Raw genomic sequence first — 18,335 nt, 5'->3', positions numbered from 1 at the left:
TGTTGTTCACTCCTTGTCATTTCTATCGCTGTTTCTGTTTTTCTCTAATTGCCGGCTCTGCTGAACCAGCTCTCCGAGGCTGATGGAATCCACAGCGTTCGTAATTCCCTCATTGATCCTCTGCCACACAAAACGCGTGACGCAGAAATCGGCCGCATCGCAGCCGCCCAGGCCTTCATTGACCGAGCACGTGACTGCCTCGAGTCCGCCCTCCAGCACACGGAGAACATCTCCTACCGAAATGGAATCTGCCGGTTTTGCAAGTACATATCCACCGCCTGCTCCCCGCACACTCTCAATGAATCCGGCTTTTCGAAGCGGACGCACCAGCTGCTCCAGATAGCTCTCTGAGATATTCTGGCGTTCTGAAATGCTGGCAATGGACACTGCACCCTCTTCTTCGTGACTCGCCAGATCGATCATGGCACGCAGACCATATCTTCCTTTGGTCGATAATTTCATTCCTGGTTCTCCTTTTTCCTGTGCTGTCGTTTTCCAATTCCGACAGTTTTAATCGGATTTATTTCTCACTCAGAATAGCACCTATCACGGGGTTCTGTCAAGGAGTTTTTTCGCATATTTTAGACTATCTGCGCAATGCCGTGAAAGGAGTCTATCCCATGCTGAAAATCACAAGAAAGAACACGCTTCTTCTTGGCACACTGATCCTGACCGCGTCCGGGATCATCTGCAGAATTCTTGGATTTCTCTATAGAATATTCCTGTCGCGCCGGATCGGTGCGGAAGCCTTTGGTATCTACCAGCTCGCCACACCACTCTACGCACTGATGCTCTCCCTTGGCGCAGGCGGCATGCAGACGGTGCTCTCGCGCTTTGTCGCATCGTACCTTGCCAAAAAGGATTCCAGACGGGCAAAGATCTGTCTGGCGGCCGGATGCGGCATTGTAGTGATACTTTCCTTCTCCGCCTCCATCTTTCTCTTTTTCAGCGCGGATTTTATCGGAACACGGCTTCTTTTTGAGCCGCGGACGATTCTGCTCCTCCGGATTTTATCACTCGGCATTCTCCCCTCCGGGATCCACAACTGTCTCTCGGCATGGTATCTTGGCCAGAATCAGACGGCACTGCCTTCTTTTTGCCAGCTTTTGGAACAGTTCGTGCGCATGGGCGCTTCCTACCTTGCCTGGCTTTTCTGTCTTTCCACAAGCCTCCCCTCTGCCGCTGTCGCTGCATTCGGTACTGCCGCCGGCGAACTCTTTTCGTGTCTCTTTCTGATGGCCTGCCTGTCCGTCTCGCACAGCAGGTCCCCTCAGAAACACCGCCCGATTTCTGTTTTTTTCAAAGAAAAGACCCTCTGGTACGATACCTTCCGAGAGCTTGCCGTTTTGAATCTTCCGCTTACGCTGAACCGTATTCTTCTGAATGTCCTCCACAGCATTGAAAGTGCTCTGCTCCCCGGCTGTCTGGTCACCTTCGGTCTTTCCCGGAAAGCAGCGCTCTCGCAGTATGGCATTCTCACCGGTATGGCACTTCCTATGATCTTTTTTCCATCTGCCATCACCCACGCGGTGTCCGTCATGCTTCTGCCCGGCGTAGCAAAACAGCAGGCCGACGGTACGCCGGAGCAAATATCAGACACGATCCGTTATACAATTTCTTTCTGTGTGCTGCTTGGCACTTCCGCTGTTTTTGCCTTTTTCTTTTTCGGTCCGTGGCTTGGACGTTTCCTTTTTCAAAACGAAGAAGTCGGCGTTTTTCTGCGTATCCTTTCATTTTTAAGTCCTTTTCTCTATCTGGAAACGACACTTGGAAGCATTTTAAACGGCCTTGGAAAAACTTCTCTCGTTTTTTTCCAGAACCTTGCCGGAGATGTAATTCGTATTCTTGCAATTCTTTTTCTCGTCCCGGTTTTCGGCATCCGTGGCTATCTCTATGGTATTCTTGCAAGTGAACTTACCATTATGACAATGGCACTTTTGTTCCTGCATCGGGAATCTGCAAACGGATTTGCTGTTCATTGATACCTTTTTTCTATCTTTTTTAAGAGAAACAGAATTTTCGCCGAAAAAATATCGACAATCTTCGCGTTATGTATTATAATTTATAGATAGTTTGCGACGGGGCACACAAGAACGCTCCTCTGTCCGCAGCTAGAAAAGAAGTGCATCTAAGATAAAGGAGAACGAAAATGAGCCTTGAATTTGTAAGAAAACTTCCCACCCCAACAGAGATCCGGGAACAATATCCCTTAAGCGCCCGCGCAACCGAAATCAAAAAACAGCGTGACGCTGAAATCGCAAAAGTCTTTACCGGGGATTCCGATAAATTTCTTGTTATCGTAGGACCTTGCTCCGCAGACAACGAAGACGCTGTTCTGGAGTACAATCACCGTCTGGCAAAGGTTGCCGACAAAGTATCCGACAAACTGATCATCATCCCGCGTGTCTATACCAACAAACCGCGTACCACAGGTGAAGGCTACAAAGGTATCGTTCATCAGCCGGACCCGGAAGGAAAGCCGGACCTGCTGCACGGCCTGATCGCCATGCGTAAAATGCATATGCGTGTAGTAGAAGAGACTGATCTGACTTCTGCAGACGAAATGCTGTATCCGTCCAACTGGAGCTATCTGTCCGATATTCTCTCCTATGTTGCGGTCGGCGCACGTTCCGTAGAAAACCAGGAGCACCGTCTGACTGTTTCCGGCATCGACATTCCGGCCGGCATGAAAAACCCGACCAGCGGTGATCTTTCTGTTATGATCAACTCCGTCATTGCCGCACAGGGCTCCCACTCCTTTATTTACCGTACCTGGGAGGTAAAGACAAGCGGAAATCCGCTGGCGCACACCATTCTCCGCGGTGCGACCAACAAGCACGGCAACTCCGTGCCGAACTATCACTACGAGGACATTCAGCTTCTGCTGGAGAAATACAACGAAACACATCTCGTAAACCCGGCTACCATCATCGATGCCAACCATTCCAACTCCGGAAAGAAATACGAGCAGCAGATCCGTATCGTCAAAGACGTTCTGCACACAAGACGATGCAGCAAGGATATCGAAAGTCTCGTAAAAGGTGTTATGATCGAAAGCTATCTGGAGCCTGGCAATCAGAAAATCGGATGCGGAACCCATGTTTACGGAAAATCCATTACCGACCCGTGTCTTGGATGGGATCAGACCGAACGACTGATTTACGATATTGCTGAGGAGTGCTAAATTTTCTCCTTCGTTGCAAAAACACATATGAAAGAAACCTCTGTCGCAGATTTTACCGGTCTGCACAGAGGTTTCTTTCTTTTGTTATGATAAGGTTGTTAAATCAATACCGTTGCAATGCTATTGCCCCAGAAGGTCAGGCGGGTTGTGGTTCCGTTCATGCGGAGATTGACTACTTTCGTCTCTTCTGACGTATTTAATACAACGAGTGCAATCGTTCCATCCGGGTTTTTCGCTGCTGTAACCTCAAGATCCGGCGAATACGTGGAGCTTGCGATGCGGACGGCGCCCGGTTTGATGTATTTTGAGAAGTGGGCGATCGCGTGGAACATCGGTTTTACTTCGATTGTGTCGGTCGTTCCGTCGCAAATGATCGGTGCGCCGCAGAAGTTGTCCACGTGGTTCGGGCCGCCGATCTCATCAAGCACGAGGTTCCAGTCAATCCAGTAATTCATGCCATGGTTCAGATCGCCGATGATGTCGTGCGCATACTGTTTTGCATGGCGCAGAGAGTTTCCGGCAGCCGCACCGTACCGTGCCAGCTCTACGCAGCCCTCACTGTGCATCAGCATCAGATCCGGGTAATCTTCTCTTACCATCGAGAGGGTGTCAAAATGATCGCCTGAATACCAGTGGTATGCAACACCAGCAATCATATCTTTCGTTGTCTCATCCACAATGTCGCGGGTTCTCTCGTACGTTCTCTCTTTGTTGTGGTCCCAGATGTACAGTTTTACGTGATCAAGGCCTTTTTCTTTTAAGGTCGGGTACAGATAGTCACGCAGGAATTCTTTTTCCTCTTCTGCCGTATATTCGCAGGAATCCCAGGTCTGAACAGCCAGCGGCTCATTCTGTACCGTCATCCAGGAAATCGGCAGGCCGAGTTTTTCGTACTCGGTGATGTATTTTGCAATATAATTTGCGTAATCCGGATAGCTTTCTTTTTTCAGGTGGCCGCCGCCGTTTCTCACGCCGGTCTCTTTCAGGAAGGCTGGCGGGGACCACGGGGAAAGCAGCAGTGAGACCGGTTTGCCAAGAGTTTTGGAAACAGCTTTTACGAGCGGCTGCACGTATTTTGCATCTCTTTCCAGGCTAAAATCCCTGAATTCCGGATCGTCCGGGTTTTCGACTGCGCAGTAATTGCCGATGGAGAAGTCACAGCTGTCCATGTGAATCCGGCCGATCGTATAGCCAATGCCGTCTTTTCCATAATACGCTTCTACTACTTTCTTACGGTTTTCCTCACTCATGCGGGACAGTGCATAGCCTGCGGACTCGGTGAGTGCGGCGCCAAATCCCTCAATTTTCTGATACGTCTTGTCCGGGTACAGGTTGATGACCTGCATTTCCTGATTTTTCGCGTCCGGGATCAGTGCAGTTTCATAGTCTCTTGTTTTGATGCCATCTTCCCCAAAGATGGTTGCGTGTAATGTTACTTTTGCCATAAGTTTTCTTCTCCTTTTCTCTGCTTTTTGCAGATCATTTTATCGCTCCGGATCCTTTTCCAGGCAGTCCGGGTAATAACTGAGTCTTGCGGTTCCGTGTTCGGCATAGAGCATGCCTTCCCGCGGTGCGGTTTTTCCTTCTGCTTCGCCGGACAGAATCTGCTCGGCGGTTTTGATGCAGTCATCGAGAATCGTCTCTGGCTGGCTGAAATAGCCCTGCATGCCGCCGAAACCGATGTGCCCGCTGTAGGATCTCTCATAGCGGGTTTCGTATGTTTTCAGGTGATACAGCCCTTCCAGCGTTTTTCTCACGCTGCAGCCGAGGACAAGAAGATTCTGGTTGCAGGCATCGCCGGAGAACAGGATTTTCGTCGCTTCATCAAGAAAACAGATGCCGCCCGGCGTGTGGCCGGCCACCTCGATGCACTCGACGCGGCGGTTTCCCAGTTCGAAAACATCGCCCTCGTGCAGGGCATGGAATGTCGGCATTTCGAACGGCTGAATTTTGTTGAGATCATACTCATATGCCTGATAGCCGCCGTTTCTTCCAATTTCATCAGCAAAGCCGCGCAGCTGTTCTGCGTTCAGGTTCCGTGTCATAGCAAAATCTGCCTCGCCAAGATAGACATCCGTAAACGCACCGATTCCGCCGACATGATCGAGATGGCCGTGCGTCAGGACAACGTCGTACGGCTTGTCCGTCAAGCTTGCCGCGATGCCTTTCAGATCAGAAAGGCGCATGCGGTGTCAATCAAAAGCGCACGCTCCTCTCCGACCAGAAAATAACACGCGGACAGACCGAATTCGTTGATGGCGTAGGTGTTTTTCGCAATTTCCATTACCATTGGTTCTTTTATCATAGTTTTGTTCCCTCCCATACATGATGGCTGTTTTCGGAAAAAGCAGGCACCGCACGCATACCCCCACGATATGTTCTGCTCCAGTACCTGCTTTTTGTCCGTCTGTTCTGCCTGCGGCAGAAGTTATATAGTCTTTGCGTTTCCCTTTCGGAAATTCGTTTTATTTCAGGCCTGCTACGTAAGCGTCAAGCTGTTTCTGAGCTGCCTCTTTCATGGTCTCGATTCCTGCTGCTTCCATCTGGGACTGATAATCAGCCAAACCAGATTCTGCATCTGTGTATCCGAGCTCAAGCGGCCACCAGTACTGCTGCTGTACATTGTTGCATGCAGCAAGCTGGGTCTCGAAGGAAGAGGTATCCAGTACAAATCCTGTGAATTTCTCATTTCCCTGTCCAGAAACGATGTGGGACTCAAACTCATCAATGTTAGTCTTATAATCGTCCGGAGTACCGATCGCCTGACGGTTCAGAGCATCACTTCTTGCAGACCACATTGCGCTCGTTCCATAGTTGTCCGTATCCAGAACCTTGAACTGTCCTTCATCGTTCAGCTCATAAGAAGTTCCTTCAATGCCGTAGTAGAATGCATCGTATACTTCCTGATCATTGGTGATCAGATCCCACAGTGCCATTGCTCTCTCCGGATTCTTGGAAGTATTGGAGATTACCATACAGTCCTGCGTATATGGAAGATGTGCAACATCTTTTACCATGTTAGAATAGTGAATATCGTATTCCGGATGAAGAATTGCCTGTCCCACATAGGAATCAATGTTATGGATCTTCAGAGCTGCTTTACCATTCTGAAATTTCGTGCTGTCCGTGTCTGACAGAGCAGATTTTGAATAAAATCCTTTCTCATTCCATCTTGCCATCATTTCCAGGAATTCCGGTGTTTTCTCCAGCTCATAGGAAGTCATAACAGTTGGATTTTCTGCATTTGGATCATACCACAGATAACGGATTCCGTTGAAGGCTGCCAGTCCCTGATTTTCCATATACATGAAGAAGATTTCCGGTGCTGTAGAGTACAGATCGATGCACTCCATTTCCGGATGCGTTTCTTTGATGATATCGCAGTACTCTTCAATATCTTCAAAGGTCTCCATCTTTCCGTCCCATTCGGTTCCCTCTACCAGGTCACCACGATAGATAGGACCATATGAATTGTAGGTAGACAGCAGGGAAGGAACACAATAATAGCTTCCATTTACTGTTGCCTGCTGTTTTGCTTCCTCAGACTGTGCTGCAAAGTTCTTCGGTGCGTAGGTTGGCCAGAGCTCATCAAGGCTCTTGAAGGCACCCTTCTGCGCCAGAGATGCAAAGTTCAGCCAGGATGCACTGTATGCCATATCAAACTCTTCTCCCGAAGAGAACAGCAACGGATATTTGTTTGCGTACTCCGCCCAGCCGATCCAGTTGATTTTCAAAGAGCAGTTCAGTTTCTCTTTTAAGAGTTTGTTCAGATTCTCGTCGATTGCATCCTGTCCTGCCGGACGGTCACTGATGACATACATGGAAAGCTCCACAAACTCGGATGTGTCAAGCTCACCGCTTGCGGATGATGTAGATCCGCTCTTTGCAGCTCCACCATTGGAAGAGCTGGAATTGTTGCTTCCGCAGCCTGCAAGCAGGCCTCCGGTCATGGCGATTGCCATGGATACAGCAAGTGCTTTTCTTAATTTTTTGTTTTGCATTTCTTTTTCCTCCTTTTTCGTTGCCTTTATCTAATCGTTCCATCAGCCTTTGACGGAACCGATTGTAACACCTTTTACAAAATATTTCTGTATAAACGGGTAAACCAGAATGATCGGGCCGGTTGCCACAACTGCCATGGCCAGCTTCAGGGAGTTGGATGGCATATCCTGCAGCGGAATGTTTGCAGAGCTTGCCATCTGGGACATTGCCTGCGTTTTCTGCATCAGGGCATACAGCATGTACTGCAGCGGATATTTTGTTTCTGTATTCATATACAGCATTGCATTGTACCAGTCATTCCAGTAACCAAGCGCAAGGAACAGACCGATGGTTGCCATTCCGGATTTCAGAAGCGGAAGGATGATGCTGAAAAATGTTTTAAACTCGCCTGCGCCGTCAATCTTCGCAGATTCGATCAGTGCGGTCGGAATTGCGGATACGAAGGTTCTCATGATCAACAGGTAGAAGACATTGAACACACCCGGTAAGATCAGGGCAAGGTAGCTGTCTTTTAAGTGCAGATACTGGATGTAGAAAATATAGGAGCAAACCATACCGCCGTTAAACAGGGTCGTAAAGTAGAAGAAGAAGGACAGAGCATTTCTGTACTTGAAATCTTTACGGCTGATCACGTAAGCGGTCATTGTCGTAAGCAGAAGTCCTACTGCAGTTCCGGCGAGGGTGATAAAAATAGATACCCCGTAAGCACGGACAACGGTCATCGGGCTCTTGAAGATCAGTGCGTAAGCGGCTGTGGTAAATTCTCTTGGGAGAATGCCATAACCCTGAAACCGAATCGCCTGCTCAGATGAAAACGAACCGGAAACCACCATAATAAACGGCAGTAAACATACCAGAGCCATCAGCGCAACAAAGGTGTAACAGATGACATAAAATACTTTTGTAGAAGTACTTTTCTTGATTTTCTGTGATTTTGCAACAGCTTGCATAACTAATTCCTCCTTTTTTCTGTCTTAGAACAGTGCAAGATCTTCTTCTACATGTTTTACGATTGCGTTTACGATCAGAATAGTCGCAAAGCAGATGACGGACTGATAGAAAGATGCTGCCGCTGTCATACCGAGGTTGGAGTTCTGAATCAGGGAACGGAATACATAGGTATCAATAACATCGGTCTTGTTGAAGAGCTGTCCGTTGTTTCCAACGATCTGATAGAACATCTCGAAATCACCACGGAGAATTCGGCCAACCTGCAGAAGAAGCATGGTGATAATGGTCGGAAGAATGCTCGGAAGAGTGATGAAACGGATTCTCTCAAAAATATTTGCACCGTCGATGGAAGCTGCTTCGTGAATCTCAGCATCGACACCGGTAATTGCTGCGATGTAAATAACGGAGTTATATCCACACCATTTCCATGAGTTGAACAGACAGATGATCCATGGCCATATACCGGCTTTGGATGCATCGTACATATTGATCTTCTCCCCTCCAAAGAAGGTTACGATACTGTTCAGGATACCGGTTTCATAGTTGAAGATATTGTAAACAAAAACTCCAACGATAACCCAGGAGATGAAGTACGGTAAGAAAATGATTGACTGTGTCACTTTTTTAAAGATTTTTTTGTTGATCTCAGAAATAAAAATTGCGATCAATACCGCAAGAAGCTGTGAAGTAACCAGGTTTAACAGGTTGTACACAACTGTGTTTCTCGTAATCAGCCATCCGGTTCCGGATGAGAACAGGTATTCGAAGTTTGCAAATCCATTCCATTCACTTCCGAATACGCCAAGATCATATCGATAGTTCTTAAATGCAAGCACCAGTCCGGACATCGGAAGGTACTGCATAATCAATACCAGCAAAAATGCAGGCATCGCCATAACAAAAAGGGCTCTGTTTTTCTTTACTTCTGCTACAAAACTTTTCACATGCTTTCCCATTTGTTGACTTCCTTTCTTTTTCATCGTTCCTGCACTGTATGCAACTGCCGGCCTGTACAAGAGTGCTCCCAAGACCCTCCACGCATCGCTTTGTCTTGGGCTTGTTCTCAACTGATGACCCTATTATACCGAAGGATTTAGCTATTTTGTACCCAACAAAACTTCGATTTCTAGTAATTTCTTATGATTTTTGTGATCTTGCACAGGAAAAATCTTGTTTTTCTTCCTGTTTCTTGTCAATTTGTCAGCGTACTTTCCACATCTCTCCGCTCATTTTCACAATTTTTATACAAAAAGAAAGAGAGTTTTTCCTCTCTCTTTCTTTTCAGATCTTCTCTTCCGCTTCTGCCATTGTCATAACCGGAATTTTGATCTCAACATGCGTTCCTTTTTCACTTTCCAGATACGTAACACCATACTTTTCACCGAAGCAGAGCTTCAGGCGAAAGTTGATGTTCCGCACACCATAGCCATGCTGTGCTGTCCGGATGTCCTGCTGTGTCTCTTTCTGCATCTCTTTCACATCGACACCGGGTCCGTCATCCTGCACAGAAAAAACAATATCCTGTTCCTCTCTTCTCGCGCAGATCCGGATCTCACAGCTTTCAATATCCGGTTTCTCCGCAATCCCATGGACGATCGCATTTTCCACAAATGGCTGGAGAATAATATTGAGACATGCATAGCTCTTCAGTTCTTCCGGTACATCTACCTCGAGAGAAATGGCGTTATCAAAGTGATAATTTTCGATATTGACATAAACCTCAACATGCTCGACTTCTTCCCCGATGGAAATCAGGCTCTTTCCATGATTCAGACTCAACCGATAGAACCGGGCCAGATTCCACGTCAGCGTTCCGATCTCCTCTGCACCGTAGTCCATGGAAATCCAGTTAATCAGATCCAGCGTATTGTAGAGAAAATGTGGGTTGATCTGCGCCTGCAGTGCCCGTACCTCTGCCATTTTAACTTCCTTACCAAGTTGATAATGCTCCTGCATCAGCCGCTGGACTTCCTGCACCATACCGTTAAAATTGTGATAAATTTCCTCAATTTCATCTTCCTCGGTTGTGATTGGCAGATTTGCGTTCAGATTTCCGCTTTCCAGACCCGTCATTTCCACATTCAGCTTTTTCAGTCTTCCAACGTAGTAACCGGAAAGAAGATATGACATCAATACAATAACGGCAATCATACTTCCAAGCATCAGAGCCGCTGAGAGCCACAGAAACCTGTACTGATCCTCATATTCATTTTCGGGAATTATCAAGATCATCTGCCAGGATGCACCGTCCACATTTTGCCGGGTAATGTAATATTCCTTCTGTCCCTCCTTCTTTTTTTCCATAAAAAGCTCCGCGCCATAGTTTAAAAGTATTCCTTTTTTCTGCATTTTTTGAAGAATACTGCTGTTAGAGCTGGTAATCATCCTGCCGTTTTCACTCATCAGATAAACAAGACCTTCTGATGTGATATTGGCATTTTTCATAATATCCTGGAAATATTTCGCAGAAACACTGATGCTGCAGATACCAAGTTCCTCTTCTTTTTCTTTTTTGGATGCAATCCGGTGATACAGGGTAACCATCTGCGAGGTATCCTGCTGATCCACACCGTCTCTCTCACGACTGATTGCAACGTAATCTTCTCCCGTGTTCAGAGCATACCGCAGATCAACGTAATCGCTGCGTTCCTTAAGCCTTGATACTCCATCGAAATAATATTGATTTCCCGCATACATCACCTCATCCGGCACGTACAGGCAGAAACGATAGATCGAGTTCGAAATCTCGTAGGAATTAAATTCTTTATTCAGCTCATAGTATTCCAGCCACTGCTCCATGTATGGTCTTTCTTCTCCAAAGCCATCCGCTGACAGTGTATTCTGAATTACCCCATTGTCCTCCACCATATTCGCCAGATACGTCATATTCCGCAGATAACTCTCCGTAAAAGAAATCGCCTGGCTTACCGACTGTTCCATTGAGTAATCTGTTTTTTCACGATAATGGCGCACCACCTGCGGATAACATAAAAAGCAGAGTAAAATCTGCACCAGAATCAGCGGAACGGAGAAATACAACATCATTCTCTTATGCATTGACAATTTCTGTAATGGATTTTTCATCGCATCTGCAGGCTCTCCTTATACTCTGTCGGGGTAACCCCCGTCTTCTTTTTAAAGATTTTCGCAAAATAATTGGCATCCTCATAACCCACCATTTCAGATACCTGATAGAATTTCAGCTGCGGATCACGCATTTTCTGTTTCGCATTCTCTACACGCACTTCCAGCAGGTACTGTCCAATTGTAAGCCCCGTTTGTTTTTTAAACACGGTAGAAAGATACGTCGGTGTCAGATAAACAAGCTCAGCGAGTGTTCCAATAGAAAGATCCTGATCTGCATAATGTTCCTGAATATATTCCGTGATACGGCTCACATTATAACGGTTCTCCGTTTTATGCGTATTCGTTTTTCCATTCTGTTTTTCAAAAAGCTGCTCGATTCTGCGTATCATCTCCTCTTTCATTTCCGCAAACGTTTCTGCCTGCATAAAGAAATCGGTTCCTCTCTGTTCCCACGGCTTTTCCAGCATACCGGGATATCGATATTCTGCTGCTTTTTCCAGCATATCACGCATCACACAATAATGGTACCGTATGTCAGAACTCATACACAGATGATGGCTAACCAGTTTTTCATACAATTCTTCCTGAAAAAGGCAGGCACCTTTTTCATTGTTGTCTATAAGGAGTTGATAAAATTCATCCCTCTGTTTCTTGGCGTCATCCATCCACGGCTTCTCTGGCGGAATGTCATCGTAGCAGACACTTTTTCCCCATCCAAGCCACGAAAGAGCTTTTCCCGCTTCCTTTGCCTGACGATAAGACAATAAGATGTCTTTCTGACAGCTGCCTCTTCTTCCATGCGATAAAAAGCAGCCCGAAATCGAACCGTCCTGTGTACAGCTCTTCAACGTCTCAACTAAAATCGGTTCCATTTCTTTCCAACGTTTTTCTTTTTCACTTCCAAGGAGCAAAATCAGACAGAATGGATCAAAAAGTGTCATTGTTATCGAAATCTGATATGGTCGCAGTGCTTCCTTGGCCATTTTTTCAAATTCCGGTAAGAATCCGGCTCCACAGCCTTCACTGTCAAAATGGATCATGACAATGCGAAAATAGGCTCCCTCCGCCTGTTCCAGTGAAACATCGGTATCCACCTCCAAAAGATAGTTTCGAAGTTTCGCGCGTTCGCTTTTTCTGCGCTCTCTCACACGCTGCACTGCTTCCTCGACGTTTTCCGAGAGCAGCTTCACATTAACCGGTTTTTCCACGTATCCGACTGCATGCAAATCGATTGCTGCTTTCAGATATTCTTTATCTGCATAGCCCGTCGAAAAGATAATCTCGATCTCCGGGAATTTTTCTCTTAATTTTCGGCACAGATCCACACCGCTCATGCCCGGCATGCGAATATCCGAAAGAACGATATCCGGCCGGAAATTTTCCGTTTTCGCCAATGCTTCCTCTCCGTTCGCGGCCGCTTCAACTTCCGAAACACCAAGGCGCTGCCACGGAACGTGCTTTAAAAGGCCAGTTCGAATAATCTTTTCATCTTCTACCACAATCAGTTTCATGTTGTGATACCCCTTTGCTTATATCATACTTAAATGTAAAACCTGTTTTTCAGTATAACACAGATTTTGTAGCTTGTGAATCAAAACTGCTGTTTCCTGGCACATTCTAATCTGCATAATCTCAAAAAATTAAGCGTATTTGGCAAATCTTTTCATTCAAGTTTTGCCAAATACGCTTTTTCCATTTCTTTTTTTTGTTCAATCTGCTACTTTCTCGGATGTGCCTTCCGGTACACATCCCGGATCTTATTCACACCAAGGTGGAGATACATCTGCGTCGTCGAAATATCGGCGTGTCCCATCATCTCCTGGACACTCTTTAAGTCCGCACCGTTTTGCAGCAGATGGGTTGCAAACGAATGACGCAGGGTATGCGGCGTAATATCCGCCGTAATGCCTGCGGATTTCGCATAGGATTTCAGAATTTTCCAGAATCCCTGACGACTCATCGGACCTCCGGAGCAGTTGACAAACAATACATCATCATCCCGTCCATGCATCAGGGCTGCGCGCGCACTCCCCAGATACTGCTCCAACGCCTTTTTCGCCGGTCCGCCGAACGGAACGATCCGCTCCTTTTCATCGCGGCAGGTGATGTAGCCCATCATAAGGTTGACATCCTGTATCTTCAAATGGATCAGCTCACTGACGCGGATACCGGTCGCATACAGCATTTCCAGCATTGCTTTGTCGCGGATCCCCTTTGGCGTGTCGGTTTTGGGCTGGCGAAGCAGCAGATCGACCTCTGCGATGGAAAGGATCTCCGGCATTTTCCGCTCAACCCTCGGTGGCTGCAGTGCTTTCGACGGGTCAGATACCATTTTTCCCTCCTGACATGCATATTGGCAAAACATATGAATCGCCGCAATGCTGCGCGAGATCGTTGCCGGGGAGAAGTGTTCCCGCTCCAGATATAATAAATAAGAATTTAAAACCGTTGCATTCATCTGCTCCGGTTTTTCTATTCCGTGCTCCTTCAAAAAAACTGCCAGCTTTCGAAGATCGCGCTGATAGGAGACTTCTGTATTTTTTGACGCTTTCTTTTCCGTCTGTAGATAGTCCGTAAATGACTGTATCGTTTCCTGCATAGCTTTTTTCCTTTTTGCTTTTTTCTCCCTCTCACTGCCCGATAAAGGGTAACAATGCTTTTAATTATATACACGTTTTTTCAAAAATGCAATTCCCTTTTCAGACCGTTTTTACAGGATTTTCGCAAGAAACCACGGATTGACATAACTCTCAAGCAGAATACCCCACAGAAGCAGGATCATTGCAAAGAAGTAGCGCACGCCGAAGCAAAAATATTCCTTTTTCTGTATGCCGCCGGCAAGGTGATTCGTCTCTGCCATCCGGCTGCACGCAGCAGCCATCAGAAATAACGCGGCAAGGTAGAGGAAAATCTGCGGAAAAAGAGCCAGAAAAAAGAATAAAAGACCTGCCATTCCGTTCTGCAGATAGGCAGCCGAGAGAAAGACGCCACACAGAAAACCATATGCCCAAACGGCAGCAGTGGCAAAATACGCACCGATTGCCGTCAATCCAAAGAGAAGTCCCGCAAATGCCGGTGCTAACCGTACCTTTAGAAGATAGGAAAAGCAGGCCTTTGCGGAAATTTTTCTTCCAAAAAACGCCTCCGCCTGAAAGAGGCGGACGCTATTTCCCTCCTTCATTCCCGTGTGGGATGCCGCAAGCAGCAGCAGTACACCGAGAGTCATACCGGCCGCAAACCAGAGGGCAAAAAAACGAATATATGCATTCTCATCCCGTTCTCTCATTTGCTTTTTGCGCCTCCTTATTTTCTGCCTTACTGTCAATGTATTCACGGTTCATAGACAATATACGTAAAAGAAGTGCCTGCTCCGCAGACCCCCATCTGCGAATGGCACTTCTTTCCTCTTTTCAGGGTCCCCCAATGTCTCACGCACCGAAATGTCCGTTCATTTCAAACCCTGCTTTTTGTATATCCCCATAAGATATTTTTCACTTCTTTTATTTCACGACAAGATAGGTATCCAGATCATCGAACTGATCAAGGTAGCTGACTGCGCCCTCGTACATATTGGACTGCAGTACGATATTTACCGTGTTATAGATGCAGCGTTTCAATTCTGCCATCGTCAGAGTTCCATCTGCAAGTTCTTTTTTGATGTTCTCGTGATCCTCCGGCAGACCCGGCATTACCATGTCATTTCCGGCTCTCATGCAGCCCGCTGCCGTACACTCGCCCTGGATCTGTACGTTGGTGGTTGTCCAGTCGGTCATGATAGCTCCTGCAAATCCCCACTCATCTCTCGCTGCTTTCGTGCAGGTATCGTAGCAGTTTGCAGCGTGTACACCATTGATCAGGTTGTAAGATGTCATAATGGACATCGGCTGTGCATCTTTGACTGCGATTTCAAAGCCTTTCAGATAGATCTCACGCAGGGCACGCTCGGACAGGATGGAATCGGAGCCCATACGGTTATCCTCCTGATTGTTGCATGCGAAGTGTTTGATCGTGGTTCCGCAGCCCGGTACCTTCTGTACACCGAGCGTCATAGCAGCCGCCATCATACCGGCAAGCAGCGGATCCTCGGAATAATATTCAAAGTTTCTTCCGCAGAGCGGATTTCTGTGGATGTTCATGCCAGGTGCCAGCCACAGTGTTACGTTGAACAGCTCCATCTCATGGCCGATCATCTCGCCGACTCTCTTGATCAGTTCTACATCCCAGCTCTGTGCCAGAAGTGTTCCAACCGGAATTGCGGTACAGAACTGATAATAGGTTGTTCCGCGTTTTTCCTGCGGTTTGCTGAAGAATCCGCCTTCCAGTGCCGCCAGGAAATCGCTCGCTACGATCTCTCCGTTGTCTACCTGGTATTCTCTCTTCAGACGAAGACCTGCAGGTCCGTCCACCAGAGCAATGGTGGTTACATTCCACGGCTCCTCCGAAGCACACGGGGATGTCTCCGCTGCTGCTCCCGGAACAGAAATTCCTGCGGAGCCAAGCGCGTTGCCCTGTGCTCTTCCCGGATCACCGGTTGCAAGGAGTGCCAGCTGATCCACAGAAAGGGATTCCACAATCTTTCCTGCTTTTCCAGGAAGCTCTTCCGGTACCGCTGGTAATCTACTTTCTCAGTTGGGATCTCAGATGCTTTAAGCTCGATCACGCTCATTCTCTTTTCTTTTACTTCCTTCTGCCATGCAGCCTCTCTTGCCTGAACTTTTTCTGCATCAGGAACAATCTCATTCAATTCCTCTTTCAGCGGGCAGATATTTTCACACGCTGTCATGACTGCTTTCTCGTCCAGCTCCAGCGCGCCGGAGAGAACAGATGTATTCAGATCATTTCCAATCCAGATACCATACATGCCCGGCTCCAGAATCCAGGATGCGCTTTCCTCCTCATAGGAAGTCAGCTGATACAGCGGGAAGGTGATGGTCATGGTCTGGGATCCTTCGGAGCCAGCAGTTTTGTTTTTCCAAAGCCTGCCAGACGGCGGAACTCTTTCACCAGTCTGCCCTGCGGGCAGGAAGCGTAGATCTGTACAACTTCTTTTCCTGCATAAGTATCGCCGGTGTTGGTGACGGTAACAGTCACGCTTACTTTCGGATTCATCATACCGCGGCCGCTTACTTTGATGTCATCGGTTCTGATCTCGAAATCGGTGTAGGACATACCGTAACCGAAGGAGTAACGGACTGGTACTTCAAAGGTATCGAAGTAACGGTATCCAACGAAGATACCCTCTTCGTATTTTTCTTTCATGAGGTCGCCGCTCTTGTAGCTGTAAACCTCTGCACCCGGATAATCATAGTAATCTTTTGCCCAGGTATCTGTCATTTTTCCGGATGGGGTTACATCGCCGCTTACAACATCAGCAAATGCATTTCCGCCTTCCTGGCCTGCCTGTACGTACTGTAAAATAGAGCGGATATTGTCAAATTCTTCTACGAATGCCAGATCCATCAGGCCGCCGGTGTTGATAACAAGAACAACGTTTTTATAGCATCTGGAAACCTGTGCCAGAATAGCTTTCTCTTCTTTGGAGATGAAGTAGTCACCCTCCGTATCAAAACGGTCTTTGTTCTCTCCTGCGATACGTGCCAGAACGAAGAATGCGGTGTCTGCACCGTCGGCTGCTGCTTTCTCTTCATCGATTGGGTTTCCGGATGGCATAAAGAACGGGGTTGCAGAGTACGCATCAAAGAATTTTGTGTCGTCTCCGTTCAATTTTGTGAAAATCTCATTTTTCCAGTCCAGTCTTGCCTGTACGTAGAGTTTATCGTAATCCTCCAGCCATTCACTGCTTGTTACGTCGTAGCCTGCATTTTTCATGCCCTGGAAAATATTAACGCTGTCACGCTCATTGACATCGCCGGAACCGGTGCCTCCTTTGATGGTGCGGATCGCACCTGCTCCGTAAAGACCTACCTTGCTGCCCTTTGCCAGCGGCAGGAAATGATCTTTGTTTTCCAGAAGAACGAATCCCTCTGCTGCTGCCTCGCGGGCAAGTTTGCGGTGATCTGTTTCACGCTGGGTTACTTCCGGAGATGTAGTTCCGTTAAAGGTTCTTACCTTTGCTTTCATGTCTTTGTTCCTCCCAAACTTTGTTTCGTGCTAATGTCTCCATTATCTTCCCTTTTTCGTGTAACTTCTAGTTCCTTTCTTGTCCTTTCTCTGGTTGATATTGATATTTCGCCCAATTTCTGGTACAATATTCTTATCTTTTTTGATTATAATTGACGTATATTTCTATCACATCCTGGAGGTACTTATGGAATCCTGCTTTTACGAAACAATACACGAAACCGATCTGCTGCACGTCCGTTTTGAGCTGCAGGATGCGCCCGCTTTTGTTTTTCCGGCGCACTGGCACGAATATGTGGAAATTCTCTATCTGATCAGGGGACAGTTTTCCGCGATTGTCCAGGCAACGGAGTATCGGTTAAACGAGGGCGATCTGATTATCATCAACTCCGGCGACCTCCATATGACGCGCTCCAACACCTGTACATATCTTCTGCTGCAGATTTCCGCAAGCCAGATGCGCCAATATCTGCCGGACTTTGATACGATGCGTTTCGACACGATCATTCCCTACTCGGAACAGCCGGCTCCGCTCCGCGCACTGCTCTCGGAGATGAACGAGATCCGGCAGAATCCTTCCGATTCATACCAGCTTCTCTTTACCTCACGACTGTACGAATTTCTGTACCATCTCTGCCGGTCGTATTCCCACCAGATCCCTTCGGCATCCCTCACGGGTTCACAGCGCGATCTGCAGCGCGTGACACACGTTATGAACTGGGTGAAAGTGCATTACCCGGAACCGTTAAGCCTCGAAACAGCCGCGGATTCCCTGGCGCTCTCGAAGGAGTATTTCTGCCGGCTCTTTAAAAAGTATACCGGACAGACCTTTCTCGAATATCTGAACGATGTGCGCACGATGCACCTGTACGAAGATTTACAGAATTCCGACGAAACGATCACGGTACTGATGGAGAAAAACGGGCTGTCGAATTACAAAATTTTTATGCGGACCTTCAAAAAGCTGTATGGCTCTACACCTCAGAAAATGCGCTCGAACCGGATACGGCACGTATAAATTCTTTTGAAA

General features: G+C 47.2%; 17 protein-coding genes. 3 read left to right on the top strand and 14 right to left on the bottom strand.

Annotated features, from left to right (window positions below; all coding sequences use genetic code 11):
- Positions 1-6 precede the first annotated feature (6 nt).
- Positions 7-462, bottom strand: a complete 456-nt coding sequence (locus tag DWZ60_RS06995; RefSeq protein ID WP_022463329.1) for an RrF2 family transcriptional regulator — start codon at positions 460-462, stop codon at positions 7-9.
- A 158-nt stretch (positions 463-620) separates the two neighbouring features.
- Here DWZ60_RS06995 and DWZ60_RS06990 point away from each other — a divergent pair, with 158 nt between their 5' ends.
- Complete coding sequence (locus DWZ60_RS06990; protein WP_055218215.1) at positions 621-1,982, top strand: polysaccharide biosynthesis protein; 1,362 nt, start codon at positions 621-623, stop codon at positions 1,980-1,982.
- A gap of 167 nt (positions 1,983-2,149) precedes the next feature.
- Complete coding sequence (locus DWZ60_RS06985) at positions 2,150-3,184, top strand: 3-deoxy-7-phosphoheptulonate synthase (RefSeq protein ID WP_117509093.1); 1,035 nt, start codon at positions 2,150-2,152, stop codon at positions 3,182-3,184.
- 98 nt (positions 3,185-3,282) lie between these two features.
- Here DWZ60_RS06985 and DWZ60_RS06980 read toward each other — a convergent pair whose 3' ends face one another.
- The 13 genes from DWZ60_RS06980 to DWZ60_RS17990 form a co-directional block, all read right to left on the bottom strand.
- Positions 3,283-4,629, bottom strand: a complete 1,347-nt coding sequence (locus tag DWZ60_RS06980; protein ID WP_117509094.1) for a glycoside hydrolase family 30 protein — start codon at positions 4,627-4,629, stop codon at positions 3,283-3,285.
- 39 nt (positions 4,630-4,668) lie between these two features.
- On the bottom strand, positions 4,669-5,370 hold the full coding sequence (locus DWZ60_RS06975; protein WP_119188731.1) for an MBL fold metallo-hydrolase: 702 nt from the start codon (positions 5,368-5,370) through the stop codon (positions 4,669-4,671).
- Complete coding sequence (locus tag DWZ60_RS17255; RefSeq protein WP_158576341.1) at positions 5,352-5,489, bottom strand: hypothetical protein; 138 nt, start codon at positions 5,487-5,489, stop codon at positions 5,352-5,354. The genes DWZ60_RS06975 and DWZ60_RS17255 overlap by 19 nt, the downstream gene beginning before the upstream one ends.
- 160 nt (positions 5,490-5,649) lie before the next feature.
- Positions 5,650-7,185: an ABC transporter substrate-binding protein gene (locus DWZ60_RS06970; protein ID WP_117509096.1), complete on the bottom strand. Its 1,536-nt coding sequence runs from the start codon at positions 7,183-7,185 to the stop codon at positions 5,650-5,652.
- Positions 7,186-7,227: 42 nt separating this feature from the next.
- Positions 7,228-8,136, bottom strand: a complete 909-nt coding sequence (locus DWZ60_RS06965; protein WP_117509097.1) for a carbohydrate ABC transporter permease — start codon at positions 8,134-8,136, stop codon at positions 7,228-7,230.
- 24 nt (positions 8,137-8,160) lie between these two features.
- Positions 8,161-9,093: an ABC transporter permease gene (locus DWZ60_RS06960; protein ID WP_117509098.1), complete on the bottom strand. Its 933-nt coding sequence runs from the start codon at positions 9,091-9,093 to the stop codon at positions 8,161-8,163.
- 325 nt (positions 9,094-9,418) lie between these two features.
- The gene (locus tag DWZ60_RS06955; protein ID WP_117760396.1) at positions 9,419-11,221 is read right to left on the bottom strand and encodes a sensor histidine kinase; all 1,803 of its coding nucleotides are present in this window, start codon (positions 11,219-11,221) and stop codon (positions 9,419-9,421) included.
- A complete protein-coding gene (locus DWZ60_RS06950; protein ID WP_117509100.1) occupies positions 11,218-12,735 on the bottom strand; it encodes a response regulator transcription factor in 1,518 nt (505 codons plus the stop codon). The genes DWZ60_RS06955 and DWZ60_RS06950 overlap by 4 nt, the downstream gene beginning before the upstream one ends.
- 206 nt (positions 12,736-12,941) lie before the next feature.
- Positions 12,942-13,823, bottom strand: coding sequence for a site-specific tyrosine recombinase XerD (xerD, locus tag DWZ60_RS06945; RefSeq protein ID WP_117509101.1), 882 nt, complete (start codon positions 13,821-13,823; stop codon positions 12,942-12,944).
- Positions 13,824-13,934: 111 nt separating this feature from the next.
- A complete protein-coding gene (locus DWZ60_RS06940; RefSeq protein WP_055267028.1) occupies positions 13,935-14,510 on the bottom strand; it encodes a stage II sporulation protein M in 576 nt (191 codons plus the stop codon).
- Positions 14,511-14,724: 214 nt separating this feature from the next.
- Positions 14,725-15,630 (bottom strand): glycoside hydrolase family 3 protein, encoded by a 906-nt coding sequence (locus tag DWZ60_RS18000; RefSeq protein WP_243038243.1) that lies wholly within the window; start codon positions 15,628-15,630, stop codon positions 14,725-14,727.
- Positions 15,631-15,644: 14 nt separating this feature from the next.
- Complete coding sequence (locus tag DWZ60_RS17995; protein ID WP_243038240.1) at positions 15,645-16,160, bottom strand: hypothetical protein; 516 nt, start codon at positions 16,158-16,160, stop codon at positions 15,645-15,647.
- Positions 16,157-17,305 carry a glycoside hydrolase family 3 protein gene (locus DWZ60_RS17990; protein ID WP_243038239.1) on the bottom strand — a complete coding sequence of 383 codons (1,149 nt, stop codon included), beginning with the start codon at positions 17,303-17,305 and terminating at the stop codon, positions 16,157-16,159. Before DWZ60_RS17990 ends, DWZ60_RS17995 begins: the two co-directional genes overlap by 4 nt.
- A 187-nt stretch (positions 17,306-17,492) precedes the next feature.
- On the opposite strand from DWZ60_RS17990, the gene DWZ60_RS06930 reads away from it, so the two are divergent.
- The gene (locus DWZ60_RS06930; RefSeq protein WP_117760398.1) at positions 17,493-18,323 is read left to right on the top strand and encodes a helix-turn-helix transcriptional regulator; all 831 of its coding nucleotides are present in this window, start codon (positions 17,493-17,495) and stop codon (positions 18,321-18,323) included.
- Positions 18,324-18,335 lie beyond the last annotated feature (12 nt).

It is taken from the genome of Blautia sp. AF34-10 (genome assembly GCF_003477865.1).
GTDB lineage: Bacteria > Bacillota > Clostridia > Lachnospirales > Lachnospiraceae > Fusicatenibacter > Fusicatenibacter saccharivorans.
Note: the sequence above shows the minus strand (reverse complement) of the source record. Positions and strands in the feature narration are given on the sequence as shown.